Origin of the sequence: Herbaspirillum sp. RV1423 (genome assembly GCF_000577615.1) — a bacterium.
Lineage (GTDB): Bacteria > Pseudomonadota > Gammaproteobacteria > Burkholderiales > Burkholderiaceae_D > Herbaspirillum.
Map to the genome: position 1 here is coordinate 140,532 of NZ_CBXX010000003.1, position 18,892 is coordinate 159,423.

Sequence of the window (18,892 nt, forward strand, 5' to 3'; positions counted from 1 at the left end):
GCGATAATGCGGGAAGGCAACGGGGCGGCGCCTGCTTCCCGGCAACCCATCAATTCAGGATGTGTAAGGACTGAGTAAGTGAAAACGCCTATGTTTTGCGAAAAGCAAAAATCAGAAGTTTTGCGGCGCGCAAAAACGGATCGTTTTTGCAAAAAGCAAAATTCATCAATCGCAGGAGACTATCGTGGCAGACATTGAGACCTTCAAGCAGGAAAACCGTGTATTCGCCCCCCCGGCGGAATTCGTCAAGCATGCCGCCATTTCCGGCATGGACGCCTACCATGCCATGTGCGCAGAAGCCGAGCGCGACTACGAAGGCTTCTGGGCCAAGCTGGCCCGCGAAAACCTGCAATGGAAAAAGCCGTTCACCAAGACGCTGAACGAAGCCGACGCACCGTTCTACAAATGGTTTGAAGACGGCCAGATCAACGTCTCGTACAACTGCCTCGACGTCAACCTCGACAACGGCAATGCCGACAAGACCGCCGTCATCTTCGAATCCGACGATGCCAAAGTCACCAAAGTCACCTATCGCGAACTGCACAAGATCGTCTGCCACTTCGCCAACGGCCTGAAATCGCTCGGCGTCAAGAAAGGCGACCGCGTCGTCATCTACATGCCGATGTCGATCGAAGGCGTCGCCGCCATGCAAGCCTGCGCCCGCATCGGCGCCACGCACTCGGTGGTGTTCGGCGGCTTCTCCGCCAAGTCGCTGCAAGAACGCGTGATCGACGCCGGCGCAGTCGCCGTCATCACCGCCGACTACCAGGTCCGCGGCGGCAAGCAGTTGCCGCTGAAATCCATCGTCGACGAAGCGCTCGCCATGGGCGGCTGCGACACCATCAGAAACGTGATCGTCTACAAGCGCTCCGGCGCCGACATCAACTGGGTCGAAGGCCGCGACCTCTGGCTGCACGACGTCGTCGCCAACCAGCCCGACGCCTGCGAGCCGGAATGGGTCGACGCCGAACATCCGCTGTTCATCCTCTATACCTCCGGCTCCACCGGCAAACCCAAGGGCGTGCAACATGCGTCCGGCGGCTACCTGCTGTGGGCCGTGCTGACGATGAAGTGGACCTTCGACATCAAGCCCGACGACGTCTACTGGTGCACCGCCGACATCGGCTGGATCACCGGCCACACCTACATCGCCTACGGCCCGCTGACAGTCGGCGCAACGCAGATCGTATTCGAAGGCGTGCCGACCTATCCGAACGCAGGCCGTTTCTGGGACATGATACAGCGTCACAAAGCCACCATTTTCTACACCGCGCCGACCGCGATCCGCTCGCTGATCAAGGCCGCCGACGCCGATGAAAAAATCCATCCCAAGCAATACGACCTGTCGTCGCTGCGCCTCCTGGGTTCGGTCGGCGAACCGATCAATCCGGAAGCCTGGATGTGGTACTACAAAAACATAGGCGCCGAAAAATGCCCGATCGTCGACACCTTCTGGCAAACCGAAACCGGCGGCCACATGATCTCGCCGCTGCCCGGTGCGACGCCACAGGTGCCCGGTTCATGCACGCTGCCGCTGCCCGGCATCACCGCCGCCATCGTCGATGAAACCGGCAACGACCTGCCCAACGGCACCGGCGGCATCCTGGTCGTCAAGCGTCCATGGCCGTCGATGATCCGTACCATCTGGAACGATCCCGAGCGTTTCAAGAAGAGCTACTTCCCCGAAGAATTCGGCGGCAAGGTCTACCTCGCCGGCGACGGCGCGATCCGTAACAAGGACACCGGCTACTTCACCATCACCGGCCGCATCGACGACGTGTTGAATGTCTCCGGTCACCGCATGGGCACGATGGAAATCGAATCCGCGCTGGTCGCCAACCCCATCGTGGCCGAAGCCGCCGTGGTCGGCAAACCGGACGAAACCACCGGCGAATCGATCTGCGCCTTCGTGGTGCTCAAACGCCCGCGCCCCACCGGCGACGAAGCCAAGGCCATCGCCAAGGAACTACGCGACTGGGTCGCCAAGGAAATCGGCCCGATCGCCAAGCCCAAGGAAATCCGCTTCGGCGACAACCTGCCCAAGACCCGCTCCGGCAAAATCATGCGCCGCCTGCTGCGCGTGCTGGCCAAGGGCGAAGACATCACGCAGGACGTCTCCACGCTGGAAAACCCGGCCATCCTGGACCAACTGAAAGAAGCGCAATAAGAAACGCGCGGCGATGGGCAGTCGGATCGGCAACCGCACGCCAGGGCGACCCGGAGCGGGAATGCCGGCCTGACAAGAAACGATGGCGATGCCGCAACGCATCGCCATTATTTTAAGAAGCCCCGCAGAAAACCATCTCTATTTGGAAAAAATGTTGCTATAATTAGCGGCTTCGCTAAAACCGAAGCCCAAATTCCGGAGAGATGGATGAGTGGTTGAAGTCGCACGCCTGGAAAGCGTGTATAGGTTAATAGCCTATCGGGGGTTCGAATCCCCCTCTCTCCGCCAGAATACTGACAAGGCCTCCAGACATGGAGGCTTTTTCTTTTGTACTATTCAAATTGCCGTCAAGGCACTAGCTCTTATTCCGACCATTGGAATGAATTTCTTGAGCAACCATCAAAACTAGCTTTTCAACCTCTGTTTCGACGGCAACATAAAGTTTGCGCAACTTTGGCCCATAGTCGACCAATTGCAGCTCTTTACGCTCCAGCAATGCTCCATATGCTTCCTTATCACGAGCCGCCTCGACCAACATATCTTCATACTCGCCTACCAATGCATTGTTTAGGGTTAATGATCTAACGAACCCGTATGCACGTGCTATGGGCCTTCTGGATTTGCCATAAGGGACGTCGCATTAAGTAGACGAAATCCATTTAACAATGTCACCACTTCATCGCGAAGACTCAAGATGATTTGCTCAACTTCGTCATTCGCTCTATGAATTGATTGCTTGTTTTGCTGCTGCAACACCCAGACAGCAGCCAATATTGCCCCAATAGAGCCGAACGCCTGCACCCAGCCAGACCACTCGCCGCTATCCTTCGGTAGATTTGCGCAGAATACAGTCAACAAAATTCCGGCGAAAAAGCCGCTGAGTAGCCGCATCCAATTTGCATTCATTTTGATTTCCCCCTTTATTCTTCTATGCTCAATCTAATACTCTTTACATTCGAACTTCATCGAAGCGGTCGTACAATCTCCGGCTTACGTCGATAGACCCGATCAGCGAGTCGGCTATCGGCATGAGCTAACAAAACCCTAGCATGCTCTAATGTCACTGCATCGCTAGCGCATTTTGCCCTTAAGTCGTGCTCGGTAAAACGTACCTCAACTTTTGTTTCTGCCAGAACACGCGCAATAAATCCCCTCCACATCGAATCCCAGCCACCAGCACGGCCCGACGTCTCATCGTAATAGCATTCTCCTTTTCGGTTGCAAAACAAGAATGGCGAGAGCCTGACCGGGCGCACAGACTTGGCTTCCGCAATAGCAGTAATCAATTCCTCCGACCACTCGATGATGATCCGCTTACCGGTCGTATTGAGCGTTTTGTGCGGCGCAACGTGGATTCCGTCCTCTTGAAGGTCGGACAGAGGGCTAGAGCTTTGAATATGTGTCGCAGACTTAAAGAATCTGTAAGGACTTGAATAACCCTCTATGTACAACCAGTCTCTCATTAAAATTTAAACGTGCCTCTCTATTCTGATACCGGAATACGTACCGACCAACCCGCGGAGTATTTCCGATAACACTAAACAGATATAGAACTTGCAAAACAAATTTAACGTTCTTCTCTTTTGCAAAACCGTTTTCCACTTGAGAAGCATATGCTTTTTCCATCTCAGCGATCGAGAAATTCCACTTTCTTAACTGAGAAATGGCATCAAAGATATTAGATATATCAGGAAGTATCGCGAAAAGCTCGTCCGTAAACTCCTCTCTTAGATAATTTGAAAAAGCTTTGTCGACCTTTTTAATAACTTCTGGGGTAATCGTTTTTCTATTTCCAGCATCTTCCGCGCAATTCTGAAGATAAACCACAAAATCGCGCGGGCGCAATAATGTACTTCGGGAAATAAAATCAAAAGTATCTATCCTCGTTCTCTGCTTGGTACCCATTCCTATTTTTCTGGTACCAAAGACTCGTTTCCATGCTTCGTCAAAAGAAAGTGGGATTTTACATCCCGGATCCATAGCCCTAGAAAGCCGGAAAGCAAGCACCTTTTTGAGTTTTTCTGAATCCCAATTTAAATCAACTCTGAAATCACCCCATTTATTCTTATCGGCATCTTGAACAATCTCATAGATATCATCCCTCAGAAAAACAACGGGATATATTTTGGGGCCGGTTTGCATACTGAAAGTCGTGCGTACGTCTTGAACTGCTTTAAACAAACTAGTAATGAGAGCGCTGTATTGGTGATATTGGTCTGTATTAATTAAATCTCGGTAGTCCTCGTCTAATTCATCAAAAAGAACAAAATATGTAGCCGCCCCAGCATGCTGCATGATTATGTCTTCAAGCAAATCGACATGTTCAATCCAACTTTGTGGTTCAGGATTTTGTTTGGCAATCTTGATCGACAACCCAAATAGAGAGATACCGAATTCTTTACCAATCCACTTGTTTATTCTCCGACTTAACGAGGTGTTGTCATCATATAGCGAAGCCAATTGATCCCGAACTCCAATATCGACCTCTTCATTTTTTAGCATTAAGCGACATATGGTGCTATAAATCAGAAATTTCCAAACAGTAATATACTCATTTGGAGCTGTATATTTCTGGTTCTTTTTAGAATAAAGTTCATTGAATGGAAAATTCTTGAAACTCAATTTTTCAGCGAACAGATTGTATTCACTCTGACGATTGAAGTATTCGCAAAGTGCAGTTTTTCCCGCTCCTTTTCTACCAATTACGAAATACTTTTGACCTTTGGCAATTTGGTCGACTTCTTTTACATGCCAAAAATATCGATCATTGTCTTCTGCTTTTGCTTCTCGCTTCCAAGTCGCTATCTCCGCAAGCAAATCATGGTCAACGCTCGACGTATCTAATTCTTCAAGCTCATCAGACGCCCACGGGTCTGTCACATTCACTTCTGTTTTTTTCATATTTGATCCATGAATTATTAGAAATTTTTTCTGGGAGGACTAACTTCAATGAAAACAATAAATACAGGTACCAAAATCAGAATAGCGTTTGAGCATAACAAAAAATAAAAATACGGATGAGAATGCATGAGGTGACTATCAGTTCGAAACGAAAAGCAGAGCGGTACTATAAGCTCTAATATGCTCTCTGAACAAGGAGTGGTGATTCAATAGGCTAGATTTCAATAGTGCCAATTATGTCTATATCTTATTGGTACATAATTCAGCACCAATGCGGGTACAAACGCATATAAACCCTATTTTCTAACTCGTTGTTTTTAAATCATTTTATTTCTGATGGTCAGACTCCCCCTCTCTCCGCCAGAATAAGTAAGCCCTTGATTTTTCAAGGGCTTTTTTATTTTCAATTCGACGCTGGTGTCACTCCTTGGGTCGCTCTTCCGGGGCAATTCATTTTTTTATGAGCTTCATCGAACAAACCCTTCAGTTGGGCTGTATCGAAAACTAATGCCAAGCAATCGTACCGTTATTGTTCAAGCGAAGCGTTGCCGCAGTTCCAGCATCATGCTGACTAACATCTGTTACACCTAGCCCCAACAAATATAGGGCGGATTTTAAAGCCGCGGTAAACGAGCTGATATTAGTGTCATCCGAATCGTCAGACCCAGATCTTACGATGTATCCGGTTAATTCCCCTCGCCCGTGAACAAGATTTACCAAATGCGCTAACAGTCTCCGGCCTCTTGGATTTAGATCGTCGTTGTCAAGACAGCTCCCGCTAACAAAATGCGTTGCAGACGCAGCAACGACTCCTGCATGAGGGTCGGATGCGGTGATAAAAATAGCCAAACAATCAAGTAATCCGTAGACCTCCAATTCCTCGAAGCCAACATTAGGCTTATCCATAACTAACGGAGTCTCCCCGGCGAGCCGCTTTCTCCCTCCAGGGACCGGCGTGAAATTATTCAAGAGATCAATGTCATAACCACCTCGTTCATTTCGTATTACAGAGAAGTCGCGAACGTCAGCCAAAGCATGTCCAAGGCTTGGTGATCCAAAGTCCATCCTGATCTCTCTTGCAATTTGCGCCGAGTCAGTATGCGCTGCGGCAAATTGATTCGCTGTACCTGCTCCCCAACTTTGTCCATCGATGGTGATAACCCTTTGAATCGGCGCGTGCTCGCTACTTCCGTGGACGCCGCGCATACGTTGGGCCGTAGCTGTTGTGGAACTACTGTTATCGATCTTTGCTTTAAGGTCTCTGTGTTCTTGGGCTTGAGGCCGATTATCCTTAAATTGCGCAGTTGGCGCGACTCCCCGTCCTACTCGGGAGGTCTTTTCGCCACTTGATCGAGGCACATTCTCGGCCGTCTTTTCTTTGGAAGCGTTCATCCATAACCCTCATTTGTTTTTCTTGCATGGCGAAGCTCAGACTCGGGACGATAAATCTAACATGAAAAAACCCGCCGAAGCGGGTCTGAACTTACTCACTGTATTTCCGGCCGTGGCCAATCACACATTCTCTTATGTATTTCCGTTCATCCGATGCTCACTTGCTCCATTTACAAAATATCGCCAAGAAATTTCTCCACTACCTTCCTGTCCCTGGCATTCAGCTTGCCAATAGCAAAAGTGACTTTGCCGAATAAATCCAGAAGGATAGTTTGCTGACTCTCACTCAAATTCTCCATACGGTTCATTAGGGCCAATGCCTGGCCACTGACATCCGGTGTGCTGATTTTCAGCAAATCGCTGATTTCACACTCCAGCAGTTTTGCCATTTGTTCAAGGCGTGCCAATGTCGGCGAGATATGACCCGTTTCCAAACGGCTCACCGTTTCCTTTTCAATACCCATTTGCTCGGCAAGTTGTGCCTGAGTCCATCCCTTGGTTCTTCTGCGTACGGCAATAATCCCGCCGACCTCACGAGCCAACTGCTTTCCTGAATTCCTGTCTTCTTGCGGCATGACCTACCCCGTCATTTAGAAGCCAGAAGCATGATCCTTTTACGTCAACCCTGGAATGACTCAGCGCGTTAATATACAATGACATATTAAATCATTTTTAATTGACTCAATAAGTCCATTCACATTCATGGCGGTATTTGATGCCCTAGGTGAGATGACTCAAAAATGATCCAAACAAATGAGTTGTGAAGTCTGCATAGGCAGAGCAAGTCTTCAATCAACTTCCGGCTCAACCAGCCTAAAAACGACACGAAAGCGGGAACGTCATGAGCACATACTTTGCACAGCCCTTTAACCTGGACGCAATCGGTTTTTATTTTGACACTTTGGATTCATACGCCGAGCAATCAGAAAACCTGCTGGACGCTCATGGCAACCTGGTGGAAGAGTTTGAAATCCAGTCTGCTGACGGCGATGACTGCGAACTGTTTTTAGTGTGTGGAATCAATCAAGCTAATTTGAATACTTGGTTTGAAGACATCGTCAACCTGAGCGACTATGAAAAAACAGTCTTGCATTACTTGCTCGGTGTTTCTGGCTATAGCCTCAAAAGTGCTTTGGACAAGTTGGACGAAGTGAACCTGTATGAGGGAAATTTGAAAGAGGTCGCAGAAAGGCTTTTTGATGAATTTTACTCAAGCGATGTGCCTGAGTCGATCCGTGCTTATATTGACTATGAAAAATTTTCCCATGACTGTAAATTGCGTGGCGATATGTGCGAGTTTGAATTTAATGGCAAGACTTGGACATGCACTAACTAATGCTTCGCTCACATAATCCAAAGCGCTTGGCCGTTCTCCCAAATCGCCGACGCCACATCCCAAACCAGATTTTCTGTAATGGCCAACGACCTATACAGGCCTGTTCATTTGGTCACGATCTGTCTATCGCAACTTGACGAACCTCTCTCTACTATCGCTTCGGTGAAACTGATCGATCAAAAGCCACGAAGTATGGCAACGAGATCAGCTTGTCCGGAAATCGTTGCCGTCAGCACGACGGTCGATACCGGGCAGATTTCTGCGGCCGTGAGGCGGCGAAATACCACGCTCCGCATGCGCTCCATCTGTCTTCCCGCGAGGGTGGACGTGCCTGCGGCACCTATAACGTTTATATAGCAGGGGGATCAATGAAGAAATCGCTTTTGGCATTTGCCGCACTCGCATCCATTACCGGCGTCGCATCGGCGCAAAGCAGTGTCACTATTTATGGCGTAGTTGACATGGGTCTTAAGGTAGAAAACGCTGGCTCCGGCACCTTCTTAGGTCTCGACAGCGGTAACCAGAGCGGCAGCCGAGTCGGGTTCAAAGGCACGGAGGACTTGGGGGGCGGCTTGAAAGCAAACTTCGTTCTGGAAGCCGGCTTCAACGCCGACACCGGCGCAAATGCCACCGCTGGCGTGCTGTTCAATCGCATGTCGTATGTGAGCCTGGCGGGCGGATTCGGCGAGGTCAAACTAGGCCGCATCAACACCGTGGTGTACTCGAACGCTGCGGTCTTCGACCCCTTCGGCGATACCCTCGCCGGCGACTCGGCCCGTATCTTCAACTATGGAGGAAGCCGCACCGACAATACCGTCAACTACAGTTACGCGGCGCAGAATGGCATTAACGGACAAGTCGCCTACAGTTTCGGCGAAGTCGCCGGAGACAATAACGCCAACCGTACCGTCGCCGGCGCCATCGGTTATGCGGCAGGCCCGGCCTCAGTCGTGCTGACCCACCAGAACACCAAGAACGTCACCGGCAGCGACGCCTCCAAAACCACCCTCCTCGGCGGCAACTACAACTTCGGACTGCTGCAACCCTTCGTGGCGTATGCGATCAACAAAGGTGTGGGTACGCTGGACACCCGCGACGCGCTGCTGGGCCTGAATATCAATCTGGGACCCAACGACGTGATCATGAGTTCGATCATGCACAAGTACGACAAGTTCGCCGATCACCGCGACGCCACGCAAGTCGCATTGGGTTACAGCCACTCGTTATCCAAACGCACCAACTTGTACACCAGCGTGGCACGCCTGTCGAACAACTACAACATCAACTACAAAACCACTCGCAACGGCGCCGCCGATAACCTGTTCAATCTCGGCATCCGCCACAAGTTCTGATAAGACGCAGTTGAAACAAGCATCCTTGTTATCTTGAGGGGGACTGCGGCTACCGCATCGCCAACGCCGCAGCCCGCAGTGCCGGCAGTGCTTGACACGAGCCGGTCACTGTTTCCCGGTCATGTCCTGGCATGACCGGCTTTTTGCCTGGTGTTAATTTCACCGCCATGCGAACACGCTACGGATTGAATCAGTGAGTGCTACCCCATTCGAAACCGGCGCCAGCAATCAGGTGTCTGGACAGGCGGCGCCCCCCCGGATCAAGGCGCGGCCAGTTTCAGCCTGGCGTGCAGGATATCGACACTGTTTTTCAGGATGGGCAAAGTGTTCAAGGTGAAGATGCCGACCAGATTCGACAGGTTGAACGCCTGCTCTTGCATCGCCTGCGCGGCAGCGGCCGCCTGCTCCACCAGTGCCGCATTCTGCTGAGTCACATTATCCATCTGCAATACGGCATCGTTGATCTGTTCGATTCCTTCGCTCTGCTGCCGACTCGACAGCGAGATTTCCGAGATCACGCTATTGACCTGCCTGACGCTGCCGACCACTTCCTCCATCGTCGTTCCCGCCTGCGCCACCAGGGAACGCCCGATTTTGACCTGCTGCACGGAATCGGAAATGAGTTCTTTGATTTCTTTCGCTGCGGTGGGCCAGACTGCGCACTTCCGAGGCGACAACGGCGAAGCTGCGCCCTTGCTCTTCGGCGCACGTCGCTTCTGGACCACTTCCCCGGCCTTGGAGGCCACGTCGGACGCGGATTTGGCCAGATCATGCTTGCAAAAGCAATCAGATTCACGCCCGAGATACCGAAGACAATCTCAAACTCTGCTCCGTTGAGGCGCGCAAGACCCGCAACTTGTCAGGCAATCTGATACAGATGTGGCTGACTCAATCCGATCGCGGAGAATTGGACAAAGAATCCGAATAGTGACGCAAGACGAGGAAAAATTGTCCATCGACACTCCTCCTCTTTTTCATATTCAGCAATTTCCCTCTACATAGCCTCACCAGAAAAATATCAATGAGCATCGGTCCCCATTCAGGATGCTGATTCCGGTCTGCTGCAGTGAGTTCTCAGCAAACACAGGACAATCCCACCCCGATCGACTTTGTCGCGTAAAGACTTTCGATGACATCTGCATTGTCACGAAGAAGAGTATTGATTGCCGGCAAAACGTTATCCGGCAAGCTCATAGCGTCACTTCATGAAATGTCAGACAAGGTCAGAAACGGGTCTTATCGAAGTTATATCATTGGCCGGAGAGCCTGTTCCATACAGTCTCAAGAACCACTGTCACCCGTCATTCCAACCGAGCCAACCGAGCTAACAATTGAAAATCCTCTCTATTTTTGGAACCCGGCCAGAAGCGATAAAAATGGCGCCGGTAGTTCGGCAACTGGCGCAGGCAGAGGGTGTCAACTCGGTGGTCTGCGTGACCGGCCAGCATCGCAGCATGTTGCAGCAAGTACTCGATCTGTTCGACATCGCTCCCGATCACGACCTCGACGTGATGCTCGCCAACCAGACGCTCAACGGCTTGTGCGCGCGTCTGTTCGACAAGATCCACCCGGTGCTGGAGAGCGAGCGGCCGGACCGCATCCTGGTGCACGGAGACACCACGACGGCGACCATTGCCGCCATGGCGGCCTTTCATCAGAGAATTCCGGTGGCGCATGTCGAAGCGGGCCTGCGCACCGGCAATCTGTCGCAGCCATGGCCGGAAGAAATGAATCGCCGCGTGGTTGACGTGATCGGCGATTACCTGTTCGCGCCCACCCGCGGCGCAGCGGAAAATCTGCGCGGCGAAAATCTCTCCGGCCACATCATCGTCACCGGCAACACCGTCATCGACGCCTTGCACATGACTATCCGCCGCATCAATCAAAGCGCCGAGCTGCAACAGGATCTCGACACCGCCTTTGCATTCCTCGGTTCGGGACGGAAAATCCTGCTGGTCACAGGTCATCGGCGGGAGAACTTCGGCACCGGCTTTGCCGAGGTCTGCGAAGCGCTGGCGACACTGTCGCAACGGGACGATATCGACATCGTCTATCCGGTGCATCTCAATCCGAATGTGCGCGGCCCGGTGCAACAGATGCTGGCGGCGTTACCCAATGTGCATCTCATCGAACCGCTCGACTATCTGCATTTCGTGCGCCTGATGCAACATGCCCACGTGGTGCTGACCGACTCCGGCGGCGTGCAGGAAGAAGCGCCGGCGCTGGGCAAGCCGGTGCTGGTCATGCGCGACGTCACCGAACGTCCGGAAGCAGTCGCCTCCGGCACCGTGCGGCTGGTGGGAACCGGGCGTGAACGCATCATCGCCGAAGTCGGCCAACTGTTCGACAGCCCGCAACTCCATGCCGAGTTCTCGCACAAGGCCAATCCCTACGGCGATGGCGAAGCCGCCGCGCGCATCGCTGCCGCCTTGACCGGAAAGTCCTTCATCGAATTCCAATCCTATAGCGTCTCTCACCGCAAGCCTCCCGGCCAGCGCGACATCTCCTACTCCTGAAAATGCAAGCTCCCCAACCGTTACGCAACAACCATCCGGTACTCAAGGCCCTGTGCCTCGGTCTCGCCATCGGCGCAAGTTCCTGCGCCTTCGCCGCAGGCAGCGGCGCAGCACAGCAGCTTGAGCAATGGGCCGGCGATCGCTGGGTCACGCGCAGCATCAGCCTGGGCGAACTCGGATTCACCTCGCCGGCGGTACTCGACAGCAATACCGCACGACGCGAATACTACCTGCCGGTGCCGGCCAATGTCCCGCTCAGCGACGCCGCCGTGCAGCTCAATGCACGCTACCTGCGCGCCGATGGCGGCCGCACTTCGATGACTTTGTCCATCGACGGCTACCCCGTCGCCGCGCGCCGCTTCACCGAAGAACAAGGCGACGCCAGCCAGGCCATCGGCATCGACGGACTGCCGCGCAGCAACGGCTTCGTCCGGCTCGGTGTGAACTGGTCATCGGTGTTGTCCGATCAGGTCTGCACCGATCAGCGCGCCCCCGGCAACAGCTTGCGCCTGGCGGCCGATTCGCGCTTCAGTTATCGCTATGAACGCGCCGCGATCAAGACGCTGGCCACCGGTTGGAGCGCCTTGCCGGTCAATCCGGTGCTGCTGGTGTCCAGACACGGGCTGTCGACTGCGGCTTACGATACCGCCTGGCGCACCGGCGTGGCCTTGCAGCGCAACGGCAAGCATGTCAGCGTCAGCACCTTGCCTGCGGTCGGCGACGCCATCGACTTGAGCGCACTGTCGCTGCCGCCGGCTCTGCTCGGCGTGCCGGCTTTCGCTGCCTTGAATGACCGCGCAGCCCAGCATCGCATCAAAGACCAGGCCGAACTGGGTGCGCTGATCGCCCTGGGTCAACATGGACCGTTGCATGCCGACCTGGTCATCGCCGACAGCAGCCTGATCGATGCCATGCGCACCGCCGTCGCTGCCTTGCAAGCGCAGATCAAGAGCACCGCGGCCGACGCGGCGGCGCCTTACGCAGCGTGGCTGGCGAGCGGCTTCACGCTGCTCGACCAGACGCCTTCGACAGACCAGTTGCGCCTGGCGACATTCGGCGGCAACAGCGTCATTGTGATTCCGGCAACGGCCGGCGCCAAAGCGGCCGGGCTGCTCGGCACGCTATGGCAGAGCACTGCCGTCAATCCTGCCGCCACCGTCAAACAGGCGAGCGCGCCAAAACTCGACGGCGACAAGATTCTGCTCATTCTGCTCAACCAGTTCGGCGCACTGGCGGGATCGATGGATGTGCTCGCGCATGCCGAGCGCAGCGTCACCTTTGATCTCGGTTCAGTGGCGGTCGATGGCCGTCTGCCGGCCGAAATCGTGTTCGACCTGTCGGCCGCTCCCAGCATCAACGGCGAGGCGCCGGTCATTTCAGTGTTCTTGAACGACTTCCTGCTGGGCGCCAAACGGCTCACCGCAGACGGCCGCCCGCAACGCGTATCGGTACCGGTGCCGGCTTATACGCTGGCCGCACGCAATGAAATCCGCATCGCCTTCTATCGCCAGCCGACCCAGGAGCGCTGCCACGATCAACCCAGCGCCTTCCCGGTGTCTATCCTGCCGGGCAGCCATATCCGTCTGAGCAAGAGCACGCTGGGACGCGACTTCGTCGGCACCGCCGGCCATTTCGCCGACAGCGCCGACCTGCTCATTTCCGACGCCGCGCTGGCAACTCCCGGCGACAGCTTGCCGCAGGTGATCCGGATTGCCGAAGCGGTAGGTTTCTCCACCGATCTGTCGGCGCTGCGCATTGTCAAGACGGGTCAGACCGGCAAGCCGGAACACGCTTTCCTGGCCTTCGATGTCGCGCTCGACGGCGATCGACCGGCTGGCGTCGTACGCGACGGCAAACTGGTGCTCAAGGAAAATGACAAGCCGCTGCCCATGCTGGAACTGGCCGACATGAACCGGCTCGCCACCGTGGAAGTGCTCAAGTCCTCGGACCAGATCGGCATCCTGTACCGCAACATCGGCACACAGGCGCCAACGCCGGCCGGTTCCTTCCGCCTGACGCGCGGCAACTTCGCCGTGGTCGGCGACAACGGCCTGCTGTTGCAGATCGATACCAACGATCCGACCGGCAGCGAGCTGGCCGACGCCAGCAATCCGCAATCGATGTGGGAAAAGCACATGACCTTGTGGCTGATCATCATCGGTGCGCTTGCCTTCGCGCTGATCGCCGCACGCGTCGCCCAGGTGCGCCGCCGCGCCAGGCCGGATAGCGCGGACTGAGCCGATCCGTGTCCGAATTCGCCATCTACTTCGCGCAGTACTACCGCGCACTGGAGCATATCGCCGCCGTCACGGCGGTGCTGATCCTGATCTCCAGCGTCGATGACCTGTTCATCGACGCCTGGTACTGGACGCGCGAAATCTATCGCAAGCTGACCGTACAGCGCCGCAGCGGCTATACGCCGCTGACGGCGGACGCATTGCGGCAACAGGACCAGCAGCCGCTGGCCATCATGGTGCCGGCCTGGCTCGAATACGACGTCATCGCCCAGATGATAGAAAACATGGTCAGCGTGCTCGACTACCGCAACTACGTCGTATTCGTCGGTACTTACATGAACGATGCCGCCACCATCGAAGAAGTGGAGCGGATGCGGCGCCGCTACCGGCAATTGAAACGGGTCGAAGTCCCGCATGCCGGACCGACCTGCAAGGCGGACTGTCTGAACTGGGTGATCCAGGCGATCTTCCTGCACGAGCAGCAGGAAAACATCGAATTCGCCGGCGTCATCCTGCATGACAGCGAAGACGTGCTGCATCCGCTGGAACTGCAATTCTTCAACTACCTGCTGCCGCGCAAGGACATGATCCAGTTGCCGGTCATGTCGCTGGAACGCAACTGGTATGAGCTGGTGGCAGGCACCTATATGGACGAATTCGCCGAATGGCATGCCAAGGATCTGGTGGTGCGCGAAAGCGTTTCCGGCATGGTTCCCTCGGCCGGCGTAGGCACCTGTTTCTCGCGCCGCGCCCTGCTGGCCTTGATCGAGCAGACCGACAATCAGCCCTTCAATACCGACAGCCTGACCGAAGACTACGATGTCGGCACCCGCCTCGGCGCGATGGGCATGCAATCGATCTTCGCCCGCTTCAACGTGCAGTTCCGCGCCAGGCGCAAGACCTGGTTCGGACACGGCCCGGTGCGCGAACTGACGCTCGACATGCCGTTGTGCGTACGCGAGTATTTCCCCGACACCTTCCGCACTGCATACCGGCAAAAAGCGCGCTGGGTACTCGGCATCGGCATGCAAAGCTGGGAACAACTGGGCTGGAAAGGCTCGCTGACCACCAAGTATCTGCTGTTTCGCGACCGCAAGGGCATCGTCACGTCGTTCGTCAGCATCGTCGCTTACCTGCTGTTCCTCCAGTTCATGCTGTTTTATGTGGCCGGGCTGGCAGGCTGGTGGAACATGCGTTTCCCGCCTGTCTTCACCGAAGGAAGCTGGCTGATGCTGGTCGCCACCCTGACAGCGGTAGCGCTGGGTTTGCGGGTGGTGCAGCGGTTTTATTTCGTCACCAGGCTATATGGCTGGGAACACGGCCTGATGTCGATTCCGCGCATGCTGGTCGGCAATGTCATCAATTTTCTGGCGGTGGCGCGCGCCTGGCGTTTGTTCCTCGGGCATTTGCTGTTCGGCCAGCGCATGGTGTGGGACAAGACCATGCACGATTTTCCATCGGCCTCGCAACTGACCCAGAAACGCCTGCGCCTGGGTGAGCTGCTGTCGTCCTGGCAGGCGGTCGACGCCAACCGGCTGGAATCGGCGTTGGCCGACCAGCAACTGCGCCAGATTCCGCTGGGGCGCATCCTGGTCTCGAAAGGTTGGCTCGATGATGAAACCCTGGCTGAAGCGATTTCCTTCCAGGCCAATCTGCCGCGCGCCCATCCCACCCCTGCCAGCATCGAGGCGTATGCCGCACTGCTGCCGGCGGAACTGTGCGTGCGCTGGCGCGCACTGGTCATTGCCCGGCATGACGATCTGATCGATATCGCCGTAGCCAATGCGCTTGATGAAGAAGCGCTGCAGCAGATACGCGACGCCGCCGGCTGCCCGGTGGCGCAATTCGTGGTGCGCGAAAGCGAGATCCGCTCCGGTCTGCGCTTGTTGCGCGGCGCGGCGGAACTGGGAACCTCCAGCAATACGCCTTTGCTGGGCGACATCCTGATCGAGTCCGATCTGATCAGCCGCGACCAGTTCGATAGCGCGCTGGTTGAATACCGGCCCGAACGCGACGGCCGCATCGGCGACTATCTTGTCACCCGTGGCGTGGTATCGCGCGCCAGCATCGAACATGCGGTGCAGGAACAACGGCGCCGCTCGGAGATGGCGCACCGGCAGGCCGATGCCGCCAGTGCGACGGAAGCGGTTTCAACATGATGCGCGCCGTACTTTCGCCTGTCGCCCTGGCCTGCGCCATGGCATGCGCCTCCGGCTGGGCTGCTGCCCCGGCACAGCAGGAATTGCCGCTCAGCGGACCGGCCTATCAGATCGCCGATCAAGCCTATCGCGCCTATGCGCGCGGCGACTATGACGCCGCCGTCAGGAACGCTCGCGAAGCAGTCCGGCTGCGCCCCGACCTGGCGCGCCTGAAAACGCTGCTGCAACAAGCGCAGACAGCGGCGAGGCGCGGCCGCCAGCCGCGCGCGAGCACGGCGGGCGGCAGAATCGACCGTCGCGACATCCAGGCGGCGCAGAAGTCGCGCCCCTCGCAACCGGCCGACGAAGCAGCCGCGCGGGCCTTGCAGGCTGCGGACCGCAACGACTTGCCGCAAGCCTCGCGAGAGATTGCCGCGGCAATCGAGCAAGCGCCTCGGGTGGTGCAATACCGCTTGTTGCAAACCGACTTCCTGATCCGGCGCCAGCAGTATGATCAGGCCGAAGCCGCCAGTACGCGTGCGTTGCAGTACATCGACGACGCCGACGATGCCGACGACGGCGCATTGCCGGCGATTCTGCACGGCTATCTGTTGCAGCGGCGCGATCAATACCAGGACGCTCGGCAATTTTACGTAAAGGCTTTGCAGACCGATGCGCTCGGCGATGAGGATATGCGCAATCTGCGCCTGATCGTCGCCGATGCCGCTCTGGCGGCGCAAGATCACGCCATGGCGATTGCCGCGCTGGAGCCGCTGCCCGCCACCGACCCCGAGGCTGGCGAACGGCGCAAGCTGGCTGCGGTCGACGAAGCTGCCAGCCTGCCCTTGCAGGCGCCTGCACTGCGTTGCCTGATCAACCGCTTCGGTCCGGTCTGCTCTTTGTTCGCCGCAGAACGTCCCTCGCGAACACTTGCAGCACAAGCCTATCGGGCGGCGGCGCAAGGACATCCGCGCGATGCGCTGGCCTTGTTCGAGCAAGCCTTGCGCATCGGCGGCGCCAATGCCGAACTGGCGGCCCGGCGCGACGGCGTGCGTCGCCAACTGGCGCAGGAACCTGCCGCCGAGGCCTATCAGGCGCTCGCCGATGACGACGCGGCGACGGCCGAACGCGCTGCTTCGCAAGCCATCGCCTACGCGCCGGACGTCATGAATTATCGTTTGTTGCTCATCGATGCCCTGGAACGGCAAGAGCAATATGCGGCCGCCGAGCGCGCAGCCGGCGAAGCAATCCAGATCGATGACGAAGACGCCGTGCCGCTGATATTGCGCGCTTACCTGCGGCAACGCCAAGGCAACTATCGCAGCGCCCGCGAGGATTACCGCCAGGCGCTGGATAACGACGTGCTCAGCGACGACGACCGCCGCAATCTGCGTCTGTATGTCGCCGACGCCGCCACCGCCGCAGCCGACACCGGCCTGGCCACGGCCACCCTGGCGTCGCTGGCCGCAGACGACAAGGAAGCGGCATGGCGGCGCGCGCTGCTCGATCTGCGGCAACGCCAGCGCAGCGGACCGCCGCCATTGCAGGCGCCGTTTCTCGATTGCCGGGTGACGCCTTACGGCACGGTGTGTACCGCTGCTCCCGCCGTCGGTGCGCCCAATGCGCTGATCGGCGCGATCTATCGGGCCTTGGCGACAAAACAGTATGACGAGGCCGTCAAGCTGGCGCGCATGCTGCATGCGCTGGCCACCGCCAATGACGGTTACCGCCGGGTGCTGGCGCAAACGCTCACGGCTGCGGGCCGCGACGATGAGGCGAGCCGCGTCGCCGACGGATTGCGCAATGACGGCCCCGATCTCGGCTTTGCCTACATGGCCGCCATGGCGGGTGCGCCGGAACTGGCTCTGCAGACTTTCCGGCAAGCCGATGAGGCCGGCAAGCTGCCGCCGCAAGCCCTGCAAAACGCCGCCTTCTCCGCCATCAACGCCAATGAGCGGCAAACTGCGGTCCAATATTTCAAGCGCGCCATCGATGCCGCCGACGACGGCACGCTCAAGCTCGCGCCGCAGCAATTGTTCGACACCCGCCGCGCCGTGTCCGAGCTGGAACGCGAATGGGGCGCCTATGTGTCGGCCAGCTATCGCGGCAGCAACAACATGCAGGCCGGGCAGAACCAGGCCGCGACCATCGGCGACAGCCTGCAGATCGGCACCGAAGCCTACTGGCGACCGCCATCGCTGAACCGCGACGGCCGCTATGTCGATCTGTACGGACGCATCACCGGCACCGCTTACAGTGCGCCGACCACCTCCACCGATACGCGGACCGGCAATACCTTTTCCGGCAAACCGGCGGTGGGCGCGTCCAGCCTGATGAGTGCATTCGGCGTGCGCTGGAAGCCGCTGGCGTCGCAGAATCTGATCGCCGCCTTCGAACGCCAGCAACCGCTCGGTTCAGCGGCGCAAGGCGACTGGCTGGCGCGGCTCGGCTACTCCTACGGCCGCGGCACCGACCTGCGCGCCGATGCCGACCGCTGGAACACGACCCAGTTGTTCGCCGAAACCGGTTACTACCTGCAAGCGCAGACTTATTACTTCACGTCCGAATTGCAAAGCGGACGCAGTTATCTGCTGCCGGAAAACTGGGGCAAGAACACCGTGCTGTGGCCGCACGCAGTGCTGGCGGCCGACTACAACACCGGCTATCCGACGCCGCTGGCCGTAGGCGCCGGCGTGGGCGTGAATCTGCGCCACTGGTGGCGTGAAGACCACTATCACGCGCCCCGCTCCTATGCCGATCTTTCCATCCAATACCGCCGCAAGATCGCCGGCGACGAACGCGCCAACGGCTGGTTCGTGCGCGCTGTCTTCAATTATTGAAAGTCCCTTCGCC

12 protein-coding genes, 1 tRNA gene and 1 pseudogene are annotated in these 18,892 nt (G+C 56.7%); 8 read left to right on the plus strand and 6 right to left on the minus strand.

Annotated elements, in window-relative coordinates; translation table 11 throughout:
- Positions 1-184: 184 nt before the first annotated feature.
- Together acs and RV1423_RS04175 are read left to right on the plus strand one after the other, a co-directional pair.
- Positions 185-2,167, plus strand: coding sequence for an acetate--CoA ligase (gene acs, locus RV1423_RS04170; RefSeq protein WP_034293499.1), 1,983 nt, complete (start codon positions 185-187; stop codon positions 2,165-2,167).
- Between the two features lie 197 nt (positions 2,168-2,364).
- Positions 2,365-2,455, plus strand: a tRNA-Ser gene (locus tag RV1423_RS04175).
- Between the two features lie 67 nt (positions 2,456-2,522).
- Here the strand turns inward: RV1423_RS04175 and RV1423_RS04180 are convergent.
- The 5 genes from RV1423_RS04180 to RV1423_RS04195 form a co-directional block, all read right to left on the minus strand.
- Complete coding sequence (locus RV1423_RS04180; RefSeq protein WP_034293501.1) at positions 2,523-2,705, minus strand: hypothetical protein; 183 nt, start codon at positions 2,703-2,705, stop codon at positions 2,523-2,525.
- Positions 2,706-2,770: 65 nt separating this feature from the next.
- Positions 2,771-3,073, minus strand: coding sequence for a hypothetical protein (locus RV1423_RS04185; protein WP_155835018.1), 303 nt, complete (start codon positions 3,071-3,073; stop codon positions 2,771-2,773).
- Between the two features lie 504 nt (positions 3,074-3,577).
- Positions 3,578-5,068: a P-loop ATPase, Sll1717 family gene (locus tag RV1423_RS04190; RefSeq protein WP_051516471.1), complete on the minus strand. Its 1,491-nt coding sequence runs from the start codon at positions 5,066-5,068 to the stop codon at positions 3,578-3,580.
- A 504-nt stretch (positions 5,069-5,572) separates the two neighbouring features.
- Positions 5,573-6,460: a hypothetical protein gene (locus tag RV1423_RS29670; RefSeq protein ID WP_155835019.1), complete on the minus strand. Its 888-nt coding sequence runs from the start codon at positions 6,458-6,460 to the stop codon at positions 5,573-5,575.
- A gap of 170 nt (positions 6,461-6,630) precedes the next feature.
- Positions 6,631-7,035: a helix-turn-helix domain-containing protein gene (locus RV1423_RS04195; protein ID WP_081768679.1), complete on the minus strand. Its 405-nt coding sequence runs from the start codon at positions 7,033-7,035 to the stop codon at positions 6,631-6,633.
- A gap of 266 nt (positions 7,036-7,301) precedes the next feature.
- Between RV1423_RS04195 and RV1423_RS28440 the strand changes: the two genes are divergently transcribed.
- Both RV1423_RS28440 and RV1423_RS04205 read left to right on the plus strand, forming a co-directional pair.
- Positions 7,302-7,796 carry an antirestriction protein ArdA gene (locus RV1423_RS28440; protein ID WP_051516473.1) on the plus strand — a complete coding sequence of 165 codons (495 nt, stop codon included), beginning with the start codon at positions 7,302-7,304 and terminating at the stop codon, positions 7,794-7,796.
- Positions 7,797-8,164: 368 nt separating this feature from the next.
- Positions 8,165-9,148: a porin gene (locus tag RV1423_RS04205; RefSeq protein ID WP_034293505.1), complete on the plus strand. Its 984-nt coding sequence runs from the start codon at positions 8,165-8,167 to the stop codon at positions 9,146-9,148.
- 260 nt (positions 9,149-9,408) lie between these two features.
- On the opposite strand, the pseudogene RV1423_RS04210 reads toward RV1423_RS04205, so the two are convergent.
- Positions 9,409-9,865 (minus strand): annotated as a pseudogene (locus RV1423_RS04210) (methyl-accepting chemotaxis protein); the annotation flags it as partial.
- 659 nt (positions 9,866-10,524) lie between these two features.
- Between RV1423_RS04210 and wecB the strand changes: the two are divergent.
- The 4 genes from wecB to RV1423_RS04230 are packed head-to-tail and all read left to right on the plus strand — an operon-like array spanning position 10,525 to position 18,879.
- A complete protein-coding gene (gene wecB / locus RV1423_RS04215; protein WP_051516474.1) occupies positions 10,525-11,664 on the plus strand; it encodes a non-hydrolyzing UDP-N-acetylglucosamine 2-epimerase in 1,140 nt (379 codons plus the stop codon).
- A gap of 2 nt (positions 11,665-11,666) precedes the next feature.
- The gene (locus tag RV1423_RS04220) at positions 11,667-13,901 is read left to right on the plus strand and encodes a cellulose biosynthesis cyclic di-GMP-binding regulatory protein BcsB (RefSeq protein ID WP_034293510.1); all 2,235 of its coding nucleotides are present in this window, start codon (positions 11,667-11,669) and stop codon (positions 13,899-13,901) included.
- A gap of 8 nt (positions 13,902-13,909) precedes the next feature.
- On the plus strand, positions 13,910-16,060 hold the full coding sequence (locus RV1423_RS04225; protein ID WP_034293511.1) for a glycosyl transferase family protein: 2,151 nt from the start codon (positions 13,910-13,912) through the stop codon (positions 16,058-16,060).
- Positions 16,057-18,879, plus strand: coding sequence for a bacteriophage N4 adsorption protein A (locus RV1423_RS04230; RefSeq protein WP_034293513.1), 2,823 nt, complete (start codon positions 16,057-16,059; stop codon positions 18,877-18,879). The genes RV1423_RS04225 and RV1423_RS04230 overlap by 4 nt, the downstream gene beginning before the upstream one ends.
- Positions 18,880-18,892: the final 13 nt, after the last annotated feature.

Coding starts and splice junctions, on each gene's coding strand:
- RV1423_RS04185 (WP_155835018.1), bottom strand. CDS start 3,073: ATGAATGCAAATTGGATGCGGCTACTCAGCGGCTTTTTCGCCGGAATT.
- RV1423_RS04205 (WP_034293505.1), top strand. CDS start 8,165: ATGAAGAAATCGCTTTTGGCATTTGCCGCACTCGCATCCATTACCGGC.
- RV1423_RS04220 (WP_034293510.1), top strand. CDS start 11,667: ATGCAAGCTCCCCAACCGTTACGCAACAACCATCCGGTACTCAAGGCC.
- RV1423_RS04230 (WP_034293513.1), top strand. CDS start 16,057: ATGATGCGCGCCGTACTTTCGCCTGTCGCCCTGGCCTGCGCCATGGCA.
- RV1423_RS29670 (WP_155835019.1), bottom strand. CDS start 6,460: ATGAACGCTTCCAAAGAAAAGACGGCCGAGAATGTGCCTCGATCAAGT.
- wecB (WP_051516474.1), top strand. CDS start 10,525: ATGGCGCCGGTAGTTCGGCAACTGGCGCAGGCAGAGGGTGTCAACTCG.
- RV1423_RS28440 (WP_051516473.1), top strand. CDS start 7,302: ATGAGCACATACTTTGCACAGCCCTTTAACCTGGACGCAATCGGTTTT.
- RV1423_RS04195 (WP_081768679.1), bottom strand. CDS start 7,035: ATGCCGCAAGAAGACAGGAATTCAGGAAAGCAGTTGGCTCGTGAGGTC.
- RV1423_RS04180 (WP_034293501.1), bottom strand. CDS start 2,705: ATGTTGGTCGAGGCGGCTCGTGATAAGGAAGCATATGGAGCATTGCTG.
- RV1423_RS04190 (WP_051516471.1), bottom strand. CDS start 5,068: ATGAAAAAAACAGAAGTGAATGTGACAGACCCGTGGGCGTCTGATGAG.